This is a genomic window from Candidatus Vallotiella adelgis, from assembly GCF_020541305.1.
GTDB classification, from domain to species: Bacteria; Pseudomonadota; Gammaproteobacteria; order Burkholderiales; family Burkholderiaceae; genus Mycetohabitans; species Mycetohabitans adelgis.
The window spans coordinates 903846-919484 of record NZ_CP047396.1 but is presented as its reverse complement, the minus strand read 5'-3'; the positions used below and the strand labels follow the sequence as shown (position 1 = coordinate 919484).

The window sequence follows — 15639 nt, the reverse complement described above, 5'->3', positions numbered from 1 at the left end:
ATGTTAAGGATTTTATATCGCACACTCTGGTATATTGCAGCGCCGCTGGCTGTGGCACGTCTGTTAGTTCGATCACGGCATGAACGCGGCTATATCGAGCACATCGTTGAACGATTTGGCTATACAGCGAGCTATGCAGCGCGGAACAAAGCTCCGCTGATTTGGATTCATGCGGTTTCCCTTGGCGAGACGCGTGCTGCTGAGCCACTGATTCTAGCAATGCTCGAGGAACATCCAGACGCGCAGATACTAATCACGCATATGACGCTGGCTGGTCGGATGATGAGCGAAAAACTATTCGGCGCGCGTGTGTTGCGCTGTTATTTACCATATGATATGTGTGGCCCAGTGCGGCGATTTCTTCGCGCATGGCGTCCAACCCTAGGCATCGTACTGGAAACTGAAGTCTGGCCAACGCTGATCGATGAATGTCGCTACGCGGGTATTCCGCTAGTGCTAACAAATGCACGAATGTCGGAGCGCTCATATCAGCGCGCAGCGCGCTTTAGCTCGGTGGTGCGCCATGTATTCGGTGGTTTTTCGCGTGTTCTGGCGCAGAGTGCGGCTGACGCGCAGCGTCTAAGTGCGCTCGGCGCGCATGACGTGGTGGTACTCGGAAATCTGAAGTTCGATATTGTTAGAGCGGCTGAGTTGAGCGATCAAGGCCGCGCCTGGCACGCGGCAATTGGTCAGCGTCCCGTATGGGTAGCAGGTAGTACGCACGAGGGCGAAGAAGCGCTGGTGTTAGACGCATACCGCCAGCTCCATATTGCTGATGCACTGTTAGTGCTCGTGCCTCGACATCCCCAGCGTTTTGATGCGGTTGCAGAGCTGGTTAAGTGCACTGGACTTAAGCTAGCACGCCGCTCACAGTGGCCTAAAACATCGATGCAGGCGAGCGCATCCAGGCCAGTCGCTATCGATCCGCTGCCAGACGATGTGCAAGTACTACTCGGCGATTCAATGGGTGAAATGAGCGCCTACTATGTCGCGGCAGATGTAGCCTTCATCGGCGGAAGCTTGCTACCGATCGGTGGTCAAAATCTAATTGAGGCATGTGCTATCGGCGTTCCAGTTGTAATCGGACCACATACGTTTAATTTTGAGCAGGTGTGCTTTGACGCGATCACGGCCGGCGCTGCGCTACGTGTGCGAGATCCAGCTACGTTAGCGCAGGCTGTGCACACGGTACTCACCAATCGAGTGTATCGTGTGACGATGGGCGCTGCCGGGGCTGCCTTTGCGGCGCGCCACCGTGGTGCAACCCGTCGCACGCTCGATGAGTTGGAGGCGCTGCTACCCGCCCCACGGCAGCGAATAAGCGATTCTTCTTAAAGAAATATATTTCCTGCGCTGAATTGCCTTACGTCTTTAGATTGATTATTAAAAATCGGTCGCCTCGCATTTTCTGAAACTTATACGCTATCGTGCTAAGGAAGATATTTCTTATGTATTAGCAAGACAATAGAGCATGCACTAAACATCTTCAGTCTAGAAAAATAGGTTAGTATTAAAAATACGTATATTATGTGATATCAACGCACTGTTTACAGATTCTGCCCATTAGATATTAATCCGTAGGCGATTTTCGCTATCATCTCTACCAAGAAAATTTTTATAACCGCGGTACTAAATTAACTGGAGGCAAAAGAATAGACCTGTGCCGTAAAAATAGAAGGTAGTTCGAGGTCAGATCGAACTGATAGCGGTATCATGCACAACATTAATATAAAAAGTGATTAAACTTTTTCTTTATATAAAAGAATACCGTTAAAACAAATTTTTCGTCTAAAAACTATCTTTAGATAACCTAAGAATGACTATGACTCTGCTGTTGTAGCATATAAACGGATTATTTAGCTTGTAATCCGTGAACGTTTTCTTCTAGCAGGTTTAGAGTGTGCAATTCTTTGAATACAGATATGGTTCTAGATATTTAGCTAGATTACATCCGTTACTGAATTTGTAGGGATATATCTGCATTTTTGATCGTAGCAGATTAGCTATAGACTACTTAATGCTAGTTTTTCGCTATCCGGTGAGAGATATGTTTAGATACTAACCACTATTTTTAATTCGCCTCGTGAATACAAGATCCCATACGCTGTGACCAAGCTCTAGTCCACGTTGTTCGAATTTTGTCACCGGACGGCAATTAGGACGTAGCATATAACCACTTATCTCGTCTGTTTGATTAACGAGTTCTGGCTCTGCAAGTAGTACGTTCAGCATCTGCTCCGCGTAGTTTTGCCAGTCTGTTGCCAGATGCAAATATCCGCCAGCACGGAGTCGCGACGCGAGCAGTTTGATGAATAACGGCTGAATTAGTCGGCGCTTATGGTGCCGTTTCTTAGGCCATGGGTCAGGAAAAAAGACGTGTACACCATCCACGGTATCTTTATCGAGCATATACTTGATTACCTCGACAGCGTCGTGCTGAATAATACGGATATTACTTAATCGTCTTTCCCGAATAGATCTTAATAGCGCTCCTACACCCGGCTCGTAAACCTCGATGCCGAGAAAATCTTCCATTGGGCGCTGTTCGGCAATATCAGCAGTTGTCGCTCCCATACCAAAGCCAATTTCAAGCAGGCGAGGCGCATTGCGCCTAAAGATTGCCTCCCAGTCGATCGGGACGCCGGTATAAGGCAGTTTGAATTGAGGACTTAGTTCGTCTAACGCTTGTTTCTGGGCTGTAGATAAACGCCTTGCTCGAGTTACGAAGCTCGGGATATGCTGTAGAGTCAAGATTACATTAGTAGCACGCCCGACGCCGCATCTTCTTTTTTGGGCGTTCGGAGTATTATCGTCGGGATAATTTAAAACTCTATGAGTCATCTCTCAACTTCCTCGCATTCTATTCTTCTTGGCCGGTACATGGAGTTGGAATTCGGATAAGAAGGAAAATGTTTTTGTTTGATGAATAAATATTACACAGTTTTTAACCAATTAAGATAATTAAAATTAATATATCTTGGTTCGAGTATCTCGTCTAGCAGATAGATATTTTTATTGCTTTTTAACAGCAATGCGTGCTAGTAGAGCACTGAGCTTATGCCAGTTAAGTACAACGCAATACTATTTCTTATTTTCCCACCAGCCTCCATTTTTACCCAATGGCTACCTTGGGTTAGACAAAAGATCTAATACTGCAATAAAAAAGGATTTCGGAAGCGGCTTCGTCAAAATATTATATATCCATTTAAGAGATAAGAAATCAGCGTGTTTTAGATATTAAGTAGGAGACAAGATTCTTGAAGAATAGATTCAGATTCATATCTAAAAAATCTATTTTTTAAAAATTTTTATTCAGTTTATAACGACTAGCTGTATTCGTTGTGCACAAATTTTTTTGAAGTGATTCTATATCATGGCCAGATTTTATCTTTATAATTTAGAGAAATTTATTCAGACTAGCGTTATTTTCAACAGAAATTCGAAAGATAAGATTTCGATTAGTCTACTGCGTAACTAGTAAGAAAAATCGCTAGGCAGAAAAAGCAGTGCGCGATTTAGGTTGCAGTAAGTGCATATTTAGGGAGAAATTAATATGAGGAGGACGATGACTTATCAGATCAATCCGACATGATAGAGGGCTGAATTAGGTCTTGCATAATCACACTCGTTTAAGGGAGATGATGATACTTGTGAGGGCTTTAGGAAACCATACTTTTTCTTGACTGTAGTAGAGCCATTTAATCTGGTTAACAACCAGTGTGCTGAGTTTAATTTCAACAAAAAATGTCATACGAAATTCAACGGAATCCGTCCCGTAGTCTAGTTCTACGCGAGAACCAATAGCGTAGCTATCCCTCTCCCGAGCTTAGATCTTAAACATTGTTATTGATACGGTAATTCGTGTAATAAGCATTAATAATAACTCAACAATTATAAGCAGAACTAACGGCGAGAGGTCGATTTCGCTGAGAGTTGGTATCGCACGGCGCAGTGGATTTAGAAGTGGTGCAGTTAATTGCAGCAAGATTGCTATCGCTGGGGATCGTGGGTTAACCACCGCAAGCAGTGCTAAGATTAACGTCAGCCAGATCGTTAGATTTAACGCCCACTTGACTGTTGTTAACAGCGCGATAATAAATCCAGCAGGAAACAGTAAGGCTGGGTTACCGCCAGAGATAGCTACCATCAGGCTTATGAATATAATTGCAGCAAGCCAGGCGGCAAATAGACTTATCCAGTCAATGCCACGGGCAGCTGGAATGATTCGGTGCAACGGCGTCACTAACCAATTAGTTGCTCGGAAGATAGCCTGTGATAACGGGTTGTACGGCGTAAGTTGAATTACAGTGAGCCACGTCCGCAGTAGCAGCGCAGAACCAAATACTGTAAAAATTATATTGAGTAAAAAATGGATAATATCGTCGAACATCTTATTTTCTCTTTAAGTGGTACAACCGACGAGTTGTAGGGAAATTGTGACTACGCAGCATATGATCTCTTATAAACCATATAGTTTTTAGTAGGATAATAATTTAGTAGGATAATAAAAAAGATTGATCCAATCTGCACTTGAAGCGAGCAGCAGATCTTTGTAATTATAGTAATAAAAACAGCGCTACCCTAGGCCAATCTCCGTTCATAGTACGTCGACTCGATGTTTAACAGACTCGCTCATTATGAGCGGCCGACCCCTATTCGAGAGGTTACACTAGGCTACTTATTGGTTACGTCGATGCCCATCTTAGAGTTAAGTCTAAACACCAGTGATGCCAAGTTAAGATAGTCAATTGGTGTGTTGTTGACTAATACCATGTCGCGCTTTGGATCTAATTGTGTGGTTAGAGCCCAAATCACATCTTTCCAGTTGCGCATATTTACATCATCGTCTACCTAATGAACTTCGTATACGTATACTGCCGTAAACACTCCAGGTACCGAACATTACGCATTTAGCGCGGCTAACATAGCCGTTCTTTATCTGTATGACGGCCATACGGTAACTGCTTCCTTCAGAAAGAAGATAGCAATTGGTGAGCTCGAGAAACTGTTTTAGCAACAGAGGTACGAATATCTTGCTTAGCGCACTGCTAATGCCAAGGATAGCCGATTCATCTGGCGGTTTACCTGCATATGTCGCGTGGTAAATCGAAAATTGGGAATGACTGGATTGTAATGAGCTCAATAGTAAATCTAGAAACCATTTCTATTCGTAGCAATAACTGGTCTAATCCCCATAGAAACCCTCCAAGGCATGTTCGTAGTAGTTAGTTAGTTAGTCCGATTACATGGGTACGTTGTGATATAGATCCTAGTTGTGTCGAAATCTCTTGCGCTGCGCTGATATCTAGAATCTAGATAGACGAATCTTTCTAAGATAATTTTAGTCCGAGCTGGCACTTGTAAATGTGCTAGCCCGGGCGGGCGTCCAGCAATTAGTTCACTCGGTTTTGCTACCGCGCATCAAATTAGGCACTGGCGTGATAGCACTCTGAGAATTGTCAATTGTCGCTGGATCGGCACCGAGCGCGACAGAAACTAGATAAGGCTAGATAGGATGAGTTAGTGCAAATTCGCGACAATCTAATGCACCGCCGCGATAGGTGAGCCAGCGCATAATTAGTTTGTTCCGTCTAATTACTTGTTGCCGATAGATGCCCAAGTTTTGACGTGGCTTGTGCAGCCCCTGCGTGACGGTATGAGACCTCAGGTGTAATTAGCGGCGCTACGTCGTTCGACCAGCAAGTTTGTATGGGAAGCTGTGCCAGGTCGATATTACTATCTTCAGTCACGATTTCTTAGTAAGGTGATGCGCTGACCGTGCGGGGTAATATGTCCTATATGACCGGCCCTCAGCAGAAAAAATCTTGTTTTTCAACCTTAAAGCCTTTCGGTAACTTAGTCTTCTTCAGAGAGGTCAATAAATGACCGATGTCGCGTAGCGATGTTAAAGTTTGTTATCGGCATCGATACCTATACCAAGCGCGATGTGACGTATTGTACTAAATAGGTTGCTAAGCACGAGCATCGCATACCTTGCTGGATTTTTATAGATATTGCCAGTTATTCCGGAAAAAGGAATATATTCCAGCTTAGGCTAGAGCTGCATGACGCATTGCTTTAGATGGGTCCCGCGCGCCTCAGAGGCGTTCCGCATACTTTTCTCTCATTTATTTATTATTTCTTATAACTCAAGTGTTGCTTTTTTGGCCGTGAGTATTCGGATCTATATAACCTTACTAAAACATATCCCTATTAGTAACTGCAATCCTGTGACTTGTAACTTTGTTTGACGGGTCGCATGATACCGGCTGATAATGGAAGCGCATGCAGCTTGATTAATATCATTCACGTTATATAGAGGTATACGCTAAGTTATAAAAACAGACAGTGTTTAATGCCGATTGCGCGATTAAGAGTTACTCGATACTGTTTCTAGTAATCACGGCGATTAAATTAAGACTTAATCTATATTTAAGATATTTTGAGATCGCATAGCATCGGTATTAATTATAGAATCGGCGCTAATAATCTGATGTGGGTGATATCTCTGCAGTACATTCTAGTACATTCGATTAGTATCGATAAATAAGATGCCCTGTTGTATCCGATCGTCAAGATATCTACCAGGCAAGACCACAGACTCCAGCCTTGTCGCTAAAAAATTTTTATGCTTGTACCGGTTTGGTAGCTGGCGGATGAAGATGATATGATTGAAAAATGATGCCGAGACGGCAGATGTGGCTAGCAGTCACAGGAGTTAATATAATCGGACTTGCTAATACTTAAGCCAAATAAATCACATTATCAGCCCATCCTCTATATGTACGTAAAGCGAGTGAGAGCGGGTATATAGCGGGTTCGGCATTGAGTCAATATCGATTATTGAGAATTCTTAGCGGCGGCGGCCGCGCACGTTTTATCTCGCGCCCTTACTTCTTCGGTGCGCATTGTTACCGAAAGCCTGTCGAGAACACCATTTACATACTTGTGTCCATCAGTGCCACCAAATGTTTTAGCTAGCTCTACAGCTTCGTTTATTACCACTCGGTATGGAATTTCCGGATGATTTTGTAATTCATATGCCGCGATTAGTATCACTACCCCCTCGACTGGCGATAACTGATTAAAGGGGCGATCTAGGAACTGTATCAACGCTGCAGTCAGTGTTGATGCTTGTTGAATGACACCATGCAGTAGATCTGTAAAATGTTCGCAGTCCGCCCTATTAAAACTAGGTTGGTTGCGCATAGCTGCATCGATCTCGCTCACTGCTGCACCTGACAGCATCCACTGATATAAACCCTGCGTAGCTAATTCGCGCGAGCGGTGACGAGCACTTCTTATTGTCATGCCAGATCCTTGTCTGCTGCCTTGGCTTCCTGATCGTTATCAGGATTGAGTTGAGCGAGTGAAGGTAATAAATTTGCCATTTCTACCGCGACGCGCGCGGCATCGCGGCCTTTCTCGGTCATCCGCTCAAGTGCCTGTTCATCATTCTCTGTACTTAATACAGCGTTGGCGATTGGCACGCCGTGGTCTAGTGCAATCCGGCTAATACCCGTGCTGCTTGCGTTAGACACGAGTTCGAAGTGATGTGTCTCGCCTCGAATCACTGCGCCGAGTGCGATCAGCGCATCGAACTGACTACTTTCAGCAAGCTTGTGCAGCGCGAGTGGTATCTCAAGTGCGCCAGGAACTGTAATGAGTAGAACGTCTTTACCTGCTACACCAAGACTCTCAAGCTCCTCAATGCACGCATCGACTAATCCGTTGCAGACTGACTCGTTAAAGCGGGATTGAACGATACCGATCCGTAGTCCGTCACCATTGTAATCTGGTTGAGATTGTCCGATTTCCATAAATATTCCATTATATGTCGGGCTAAGTAAATATCAGCCGCTAGTGTATGTTTAGAATAAGAGATACTTGTGTGCTGATTTATTCGTGTCAACGAAGTCTTCTGCTCGCGAATCTGTGTTCAGCTGCTGGCATAGGCTCGAAACCAGTTACCTCAAGGCCGTAGCCTGAAATACTGCCTATCTTACGAGGATTTGACAAAACCCGCATTTTTCCAATATGCAACTCATGTAAGATTTGTGCGCCAACGCCATACGACTTGAAGTCAACCGGACGGCGCTTAAGTTCATCTGCTTCGTCTTGTCGTTTGAATTCCTTGAATACATCCAGCAGCCGCTCGCCGGATGTGTGCACGTTTAACAAAACAACAACGCCAGTTTCTCGCTGGGCAATCTCGCGTAGCGCCGCATCTAATGTCCAGGAGTGTGTGCTGATATTTGTTTCGAGTAAATCTAGAACTGACAGCGACTCATGTACTCTTACCGGCGTTTCGACTTCAGGCGATGGTTGACCGCGCACCAACGCCAAATGCGGAGCATTGCTCAGCTTATCATGAAATAACACCGCATTAAATGGTCCGTACGCGGTATGTATTGTACGCTGTGCTACACGCTTGATGATCGATTCGGTGCGACTACGGTATTGGATTAGATCCGTAATGGTACCAACCCTTAACCCGTGCTGTGCAGCAAACTTGATGAGGTCGGGCCATCGGGCCATTGTTCCATCATCCTTAATTATCTCGCAGATTACCGATGCCGGTGTGAGCCCACCTAGCGCCGTTAGATCGCAACCGGCCTCAGTATGGCCAGCGCGCACCAGAACACCACCAGGCTGTGCCATGATTGGAAAAACATGTCCGGGTTGCACAATATCCTCAGCACGCGCTCCGCGTGCGACGGTCACCTGAATCGTGCGTGCACGATCGGCAGCGGAGATGCCGGTGGTCACGCCTTGAGCAGCCTCAATGCTGACCGTGAACGCTGTGCCATATTGCGTGCCATTACGATGCGTCATCAGGGGCAAATTCAATGTGCGGCAGTGCTCCTGCGTTAACGTCAGGCAGATAAGCCCACGGCCATAGCGGGCCATGAAGTTAATCGCTTCCGGCGTGACAAAATCAGCAGCCAGCATCAAATCTCCCTCGTTCTCGCGATCTTCTTCATCGACGATGATGATCGTGCGGCCGGCCTTGAGTTCGGCAATAATCTCTTGCGTGGAAGCGAGTGTCATGGTGGAACGATAGCAAAACCGCTATTCTACGTCACACTACGTCAAGAGCCGATTTCTATATCGTTCGTACATTAATATCGGTGGCACAAAACTTTGTGATAATTCATTCTTTTATTCGGCATCCGGGGATACATATTGCATATCGGGGAAAAATTTGTCGCAATTTACGGATGACGTCGTGATACTCACAATGTTAGTGTACACACTTAGCATTGTGCTAAGTTAGAACGACAAGAAGATGATTTGTATGCGCCAGTAACTGTTCATACTCTTTATGATGAGTAGCGCCCCACGCGATGAAAGATCTTTCGACAGCATTGTTGTGTGGCGACCCAGCAATGCTCTCATAACCTAATAAAGTCGCCAGTTAACCATATTAACGTATTGCGCTAGCGCACATTTGGCAGCGGCTTTGCTCATTAATTCAGACAGCTTGCTAGAGGAACACAGCCAGATTCTAGATCAGTAAGCTTCATCCTCAAAATGAGAGAGACAAGCTACTGACCTAAAGAATCTGTTGGCGCAGTGCATTAATGTCTACGTAAATACAGTTGAGTGTAAAGATAATTTCGATGCTCAATCTAATAGCAAATGCTCCTACCTAATTCCGTAGGACATAAAAAGAAATTTATCTCTATCAGAATACTGTCTTGTACTATAAGTGCAGGGAAATTCTAACAAACGTCAGTTTTCTGTGGTTTAAAAAAGAAACTAGACCTACTCTTTCTAGCTTGACTAGGTTGGAAATATCACGTGAGCAATTACTCACCAGATATGGTTAGAGTCAGTAACGAGCTCTGCTCGTTAACCTATCAACTAGTATTAACTTTTAAAATATTATCAGTATTGAGTAATAGGCATATACGTTGTTAATCTATATTTTATAGCATTGTCGCAGCGACTGGGGGGCTATATGTCTTTCCTCTGAAGATGCCTGGTGTCGGCTTCGTATGAGGCATGACATACGATGTATTTCTGTCGTTCTAAGTATAAAGAACCGAGATTTTGATTGCACATTTACTGATATCGCATAATGTAGCTGTCGAGGCTTGGTTTCCGCCTAAATCTGATATTTAGCACGATTCTAGTAGATTATTCTGGAGTAGTGCTACTCTACCTTAATAAATTACAACTATTTTCAGATGCACTGAGCATCCGTCCCACATAGCGTGCAATCATATCCACTTCGAGATTAACTGCTTCTCCAATACGCAGTTGCCGTAGCGTAGTCATCTGTATCGTGTGTTGGATTAGGTTGATCGAAAATTCACACGCATCATCTCGATCGTGAACAGTATTAACTGTTAGGCTAACACCGTTAATCGTAACAGACCCCTTGTACGCGAAGTACTTCGCAAGCGAAGACGAAACGACAATGCACAATTGATATGATTCACCTACTGGATTGAAGTGAATAACTTCACCGCGCCCATCCACATGTCCGCTCACTAAGTGTCCACCCAAGCGCTGATTCGCACACAACGCTTTTTCGAGGTTTACCCAGCCGAGCTGTGCGAGTCCAACAGTACAGTTTAGCGTTTCTCGAGATACATGGGTCTCGAACTGTCGAGATGTCTTATCGACGACTGTCAAGCATACGCCTTGCACCGAGATACTATCGCCTAATTCTATATCGGATAGATCAAGCGCGCCGGTGGCAATCGATAAATGCACGCCACTCTCGCTAGACTCGCCTAGCGGAGTGACCGATTCAATGCGCCCGATCGCTGCGATAATGCCTGTAAACATACCAAAAGATCCCCTTATTGTAAGTGCAGATCATTGATTCTCCGTACGTTGTTAGATGTATTCGATGCAAGCCTAGCAAGGACCCGTAGATCCTCACCGATTCGCTTGATTGAATAATAGTGTAGCAACATCCGTTGATCTAGTGCTGACGGCGGCTCGAAATTAAACATGCCGGTCGTATTTCCGAGGATAGCTGGAGCAATGTAGAGGAGTAGCTCGTCGACACAGTTTTCTTGTAACAAGGCTCCGTTAAGCGTGTGACCTGCCTCGACATGCAATTCGTTCACACCTCGCGTCGCGAGCAGTCGTAGTACCGCTGGAAGGTCTACCCCCCTGCCGCACGAGTTTGGTAACGCAATTACTTCAGCGCCCGCCGCGCGTAACGCATGTGCCTGCGTTATTAATTCTTTATTATCATGCTCGCAGATAATCAGCGATGGCGCACCGGTTAAAATTCTTGCATCCCGGCGAACATTTAGTTGGCTATCTACCAGAACACGTAGCGGTTGACGAGGCGTAAGCACTCCGCGTACAGTCATCTGCGGATTGTCCACGCGGACTGTGCCAATGCCAGTAAGGATCGCGCATGCGCGGGCACGCCATGCGTGTCCGTCTATGCGTGCAGCATACGAGGTAATCCACTGGCTTTGACCGTCCGGCAAGGCTGTGCGACCGTCTAATGTCGTGGCCATCTTGAGGCGAACCCATGGAACGCCGCGCGTCATTCGTGACACGAAGCCAATATTTAGCTCTTGAGCCTCATGCGCAAATAGTCCGCAGTGTACATCTACACCTGCATCGCGCAGCATGGCTAAACCACGTCCACTGACTTGGGGATTTGGATCTTCCATTGCGACAATTACTCGATGAATCCCGGCTTCGATCAGCGAATTTGCACATGGAGATGTTCGACCGAAATGACTACAAGGCTCCAGCGTCACATAGGCGGTAGAGCCAGTAGGAGTATACCCGCGCATACGGGCGTCTTTCAGTGCGCAGATTTCCGCATGATCTTGCCCAGCTGGCTGCGTGAAGCCTTCGCCAATGACTGCATTATCCTTGACAAGGACGCATCCTACGCGTGGGTTCGGCGATGTCGTGTATAACCCGCGCTTCGCGAGCAAAAGCGCGCGCTGCATCTGTCGGTGATCAAGATCCGAGATCATAGCATGAAAGGGTATTTTGTATTTCAACGCAGCAAACACGATGCAAGCGTTTCACAGCGTTTCGTTAATGAATGACTCCATCGGGCACGCGATGGACACAAAGTTAGTCTCGTATACCGAAGGGGCAAAATACATGTTCGCATCAGGTATCGCGTTGAGAAACGCGATATAAAGTGAAACATGTTATATCGTATCCTCTTGTTACGGCGGAGCGATATATGCAAGGCAAAATTCAAGCTGAACATGCTGTTCCAACGAACTTCGATAAACAATATTTTGGCGCTTCACGCAGTCTCATGTGATGAGCAAAGCATAGAAGCTTCCGGGCGAGTGAATCTGGTGCAGAATTTCGAGACCAGCAGAAACTTTACATGGTTTTCCGCCTGGCATTCTGCCAGGCGGATAGATACTGCCCAGTAGTACTAGGTGTACTATGATCTCGAGCTAGCTCACCGTTTTCGAGAGCAGTTAGGGATTAGGTTCGATACTCGCCCGAGGTAACGCTCGTTCGATAAGTGGTAGCATGACCGTCCAAACTAAGCGGAAATCTTGTACTAGCGAGTTAACGTCAGCAGGAATTATGCATTGGAGTTGTTCGAAGAGAATTGGCTTTTAGACATCGAATTTATCTTGCGCTACAGCAATGACAGCTATTGATTACACTAGAACGGTTAGTGAACTGTTGCCTATTATAATAAGGCTTTTAATACATCAAAATTTATATAATAGCTTCATGTCTAGCTCTTAATTTCCGGCTACTCATCTGGGTTGGCGCTAAATTCTCTAGATTGATGCGCTTGTTGCAGAATTGCGCGCTATTAGCGTATCGACTTTATGTTTAAGGTCGACCAATTCTATGGTCAATTTCTCAATTTCCATGCTTTTTATAGAGCACTATTCGATATCTATAATCGGGCGGTATCATAATATCGATTGATCAAATTTATATCGCATGCACTATTCGTTATGCCCTGCGACAACAGGGCAATACATATTTTCATATCTATAGTCTTAAGTAGTCTGCTGCATACAAGCGATATGAAAATATGCTCAGTGCGTAATTCGCCTGCATGTTTTTCTAAAAATAGAGTGAATCTACATATTATGTGGTATGCCTATTCGGTATAAAGATCACGCTGCACTGACGTGCGATAGATAGCCCGTCCTACTTATCTATTCAAATGCGCTAGACGGGATCAAATGTACACGATTTTTGCCATCACTTTCCGATGTGAATTGTCATTTATCGCATGCATGATGTGCTATTGTTACTCGGCTAGCAAGTATGTCGTAGGTGTCAGGAAAACATGCTGATCACGCTTTTGCGATTTTGGACGATCCCGGAAGCGGATTATCGCACAGCATAATGCCGGCTAGTGATGCCTGTTCTTTGTGTGAGTCGAAGAAATAGTTGTAAGCCAGATATCATGCAGTATACCACTCTTCGTGGGTGGGTCGAACAACACCGCTTTAGATACTGTGAATAGCAGTACTATAAATTCTAGTCGCAGACGAAAAGCTAGCCATAATAAGATCGCTCAGTATGTTTGGCTATTATGAATACGTAGTCGATAGATGAACGACATATTCGCCATCTTAGAAATATGCGAGCGCCCTTGCTATCTCTAGGTTAGAATAAAATGCATGAAGACTATAATAGTCTCGCGCCGTCGATTCTTAAGACTTTTATAAGCTCACTCAGTACACTCACCCTGAAATTATTCCAGAACATTATTCTGGATGTAATGCTGTATGTTTGTGGTTCACATACATCAGAAACTCGTCCTACCAACGAGTTCGAGAGACCACAAACATTTATACTTAGGCTTGCCCAGGCGACCTATTGCCGCAGGCACAAATTAAGCTAGTCATGTACGGGACCACTAATCATTACATGGATCTTCATCATCTATTTATTTTAAAATCTGATATCAAGTCTTTGGGCGACTTCAATGCCGTATGAAAAACGGTGTTAGGGGGGGGCTATTTCTTGATTTCTGGACATCAGCATATAGCACTGCAAGCCATGGATATGAATAAGTTTCAGTTTTGCTGAATATGCTTCTTTCTTTAAAGTCAAGTGTAACTACACGGTTTTAAAAATATTTGTATCGGGATATAGTAGATTGTTCTACTTGCTCAACAGTCTACTTGAGCTATGTTCTTATGTTACTGTCAACATATAATGCAAGTTGATCTAGGCTTTACATTTGTTCTTTTTGGCGGCACCGGCGATCTATCGATGCGCAAGATTCTACCAGCGCTATATCAGGCGCACCGCGGCGGAATGCTGTCTGCAGCTGGTAGGATCGCTGCAGTCGCACGTGGCCTTGTTGACCGCGACGCATATATACAATGGATGTGTACGTACGTGCGCCAGCATGTGAATCCGGTCAGTGACGATGCATCGTGGAACAGCTTTCTCGAGAGAATCTTATTTGTTCAGATTGATCTTCGACAGCCAGAAGACTATATATTGCTACGCGATGCGATTTTACCGCTGCCGGGCATTCTAGTGTTTTACCTAGCTACGGGACCGTCACTATTTGTGCCGATTTGCCGCGCACTGGCAACCGTAGGTTTAAGCGATGATGCGCATATTGTACTAGAGAAGCCACTTGGCTACGACCTCAAGTCATCTAATGCAATTAACAATGCGGTCGGTGAGATTTTTAAAGAAAGCTATATCTATCGTATCGATCATTATTTAGGCAAGGAACCCGTTCAGAATCTGATCGCGCTGCGTTTTGGTAGTGCACTGTTTGAGCCCCTATGGCGCCGAGAGTGGGTCGAGAGTATCCAAATCACAATTGCTGAAGAGTTAGGCGTCGAGGGACGGGGTGACTTTTACGATAATACCGGTGCTTTGCGTGACATGGTACAGAACCATCTTTTACAGCTGCTGTCCATCGTAGCAATGGAACCGCCCCACTCGATGAGTGCCGATGCAGTACGTGATGAGAAACTGCGTGTACTGCGGGCACTTAAACCTGTGGATCCTCGCGACATCAGTCGCGTCGCGGTACGCGGTCAGTATTATGGAGGTGTAGTTAAGGGTGTTACGGTGCCTGCCTATGTAACTGAGCGCGGCGTAAGCACATCTAGCACAACTGAAACCTTCGTCGCGTTAAAAGTTGAGATTGAGAACTGGCGCTGGGCCGGCGTTCCGTTTTTCCTTCGCACCGGCAAGAGGCTTGCTGATCGCGTCGCGGAAATTGTTATCAATTTCCGGGCTGTTCCACACTCGGCACTCGGTCCGGCGGCATTGCGTAACGGTGCTAATCGTCTCGTGATCCGGCTGCAGCCCAACGAATCGATCCGGTTGTATTGTCTAGCTAAACAACCTGGTGAAGGGATGAATTTACAAAGCGTTCACCTAGATCTAGCGTTTGACCAGTTTTTCAAGGAAGAACGTATGGAGGCATACCAACGTCTATTATTGGACGTGATCAATAGTCGATTAGCATTGTTCGTGCATCGGGGCGAGCAGGAGGCGGCGTGGAAGTGGGTGGAACCAATCCTAAGTGCATGGGCTCGTCCCGGTACGTCGCCAAGGCCGTATACTGCAGGAACGTGGGGACCAGCTGCAGCGAGCGCGATGCTTGCTCAATGTGGAACATACTGGCTTGAAGAGGAAAACTAAACAGTGCGTTACGCTTGCTTAAATAGCAGA

12 protein-coding genes are annotated in these 15639 nt (G+C 45.5%); 2 read left to right on the top strand and 10 right to left on the bottom strand.

The genetic code is table 11. The annotated features are described in order from the left end of the window. Positions 1-1335 (top strand): lipid IV(A) 3-deoxy-D-manno-octulosonic acid transferase, encoded by a 1335-nt coding sequence (gene waaA / locus GJV44_RS03350; RefSeq protein WP_226806335.1) that lies wholly within the window; start codon positions 1-3, stop codon positions 1333-1335. 723 nt (positions 1336-2058) lie between these two features. Here waaA and trmB read toward each other — a convergent pair. The 10 genes from trmB to ribD form a co-directional block, all read right to left on the bottom strand. Next, positions 2059-2841, bottom strand: a complete 783-nt coding sequence (gene trmB / locus GJV44_RS03345) for a tRNA (guanosine(46)-N7)-methyltransferase TrmB (RefSeq protein WP_226806334.1) — start codon at positions 2839-2841, stop codon at positions 2059-2061. Between the two features lie 985 nt (positions 2842-3826). Continuing rightward, positions 3827-4390, bottom strand: a complete 564-nt coding sequence (locus GJV44_RS03340; RefSeq protein ID WP_226806333.1) for a YggT family protein — start codon at positions 4388-4390, stop codon at positions 3827-3829. A 284-nt stretch (positions 4391-4674) separates the two neighbouring features. Continuing rightward, complete coding sequence (locus tag GJV44_RS04490; protein WP_276310867.1) at positions 4675-4833, bottom strand: UbiD family decarboxylase domain-containing protein; 159 nt, start codon at positions 4831-4833, stop codon at positions 4675-4677. Between the two features lie 7 nt (positions 4834-4840). Continuing rightward, complete coding sequence (locus tag GJV44_RS04545) at positions 4841-5143, bottom strand: UbiD family decarboxylase domain-containing protein (protein ID WP_276310866.1); 303 nt, start codon at positions 5141-5143, stop codon at positions 4841-4843. Between the two features lie 363 nt (positions 5144-5506). Beyond that, complete coding sequence (locus tag GJV44_RS03330; protein ID WP_420885754.1) at positions 5507-5668, bottom strand: UbiD family decarboxylase domain-containing protein; 162 nt, start codon at positions 5666-5668, stop codon at positions 5507-5509. 1172 nt (positions 5669-6840) lie between these two features. Next, positions 6841-7305, bottom strand: a complete 465-nt coding sequence (gene nusB / locus GJV44_RS03325) for a transcription antitermination factor NusB (RefSeq protein WP_226806902.1) — start codon at positions 7303-7305, stop codon at positions 6841-6843. A gap of 2 nt (positions 7306-7307) precedes the next feature. Continuing rightward, positions 7308-7820: a 6,7-dimethyl-8-ribityllumazine synthase gene (gene ribH / locus GJV44_RS03320; RefSeq protein ID WP_226806332.1), complete on the bottom strand. Its 513-nt coding sequence runs from the start codon at positions 7818-7820 to the stop codon at positions 7308-7310. 88 nt (positions 7821-7908) lie between these two features. After that, positions 7909-9051 (bottom strand): bifunctional 3,4-dihydroxy-2-butanone-4-phosphate synthase/GTP cyclohydrolase II, encoded by a 1143-nt coding sequence (ribBA, locus tag GJV44_RS03315; protein WP_226806331.1) that lies wholly within the window; start codon positions 9049-9051, stop codon positions 7909-7911. A gap of 1113 nt (positions 9052-10164) precedes the next feature. Then, positions 10165-10800, bottom strand: coding sequence for a riboflavin synthase (locus tag GJV44_RS03310; protein WP_226806330.1), 636 nt, complete (start codon positions 10798-10800; stop codon positions 10165-10167). A gap of 14 nt (positions 10801-10814) precedes the next feature. Then, positions 10815-11966, bottom strand: a complete 1152-nt coding sequence (gene ribD, locus GJV44_RS03305) for a bifunctional diaminohydroxyphosphoribosylaminopyrimidine deaminase/5-amino-6-(5-phosphoribosylamino)uracil reductase RibD (RefSeq protein ID WP_226806329.1) — start codon at positions 11964-11966, stop codon at positions 10815-10817. Positions 11967-14151: 2185 nt separating this feature from the next. Here ribD and zwf point away from each other — a divergent pair. Then, entirely contained in the window at positions 14152-15609 is a 1458-nt protein-coding gene (gene zwf, locus GJV44_RS03300) for a glucose-6-phosphate dehydrogenase (protein ID WP_226806328.1), read from the top strand. The last annotated feature ends 30 nt before the right edge of the window (positions 15610-15639 follow it).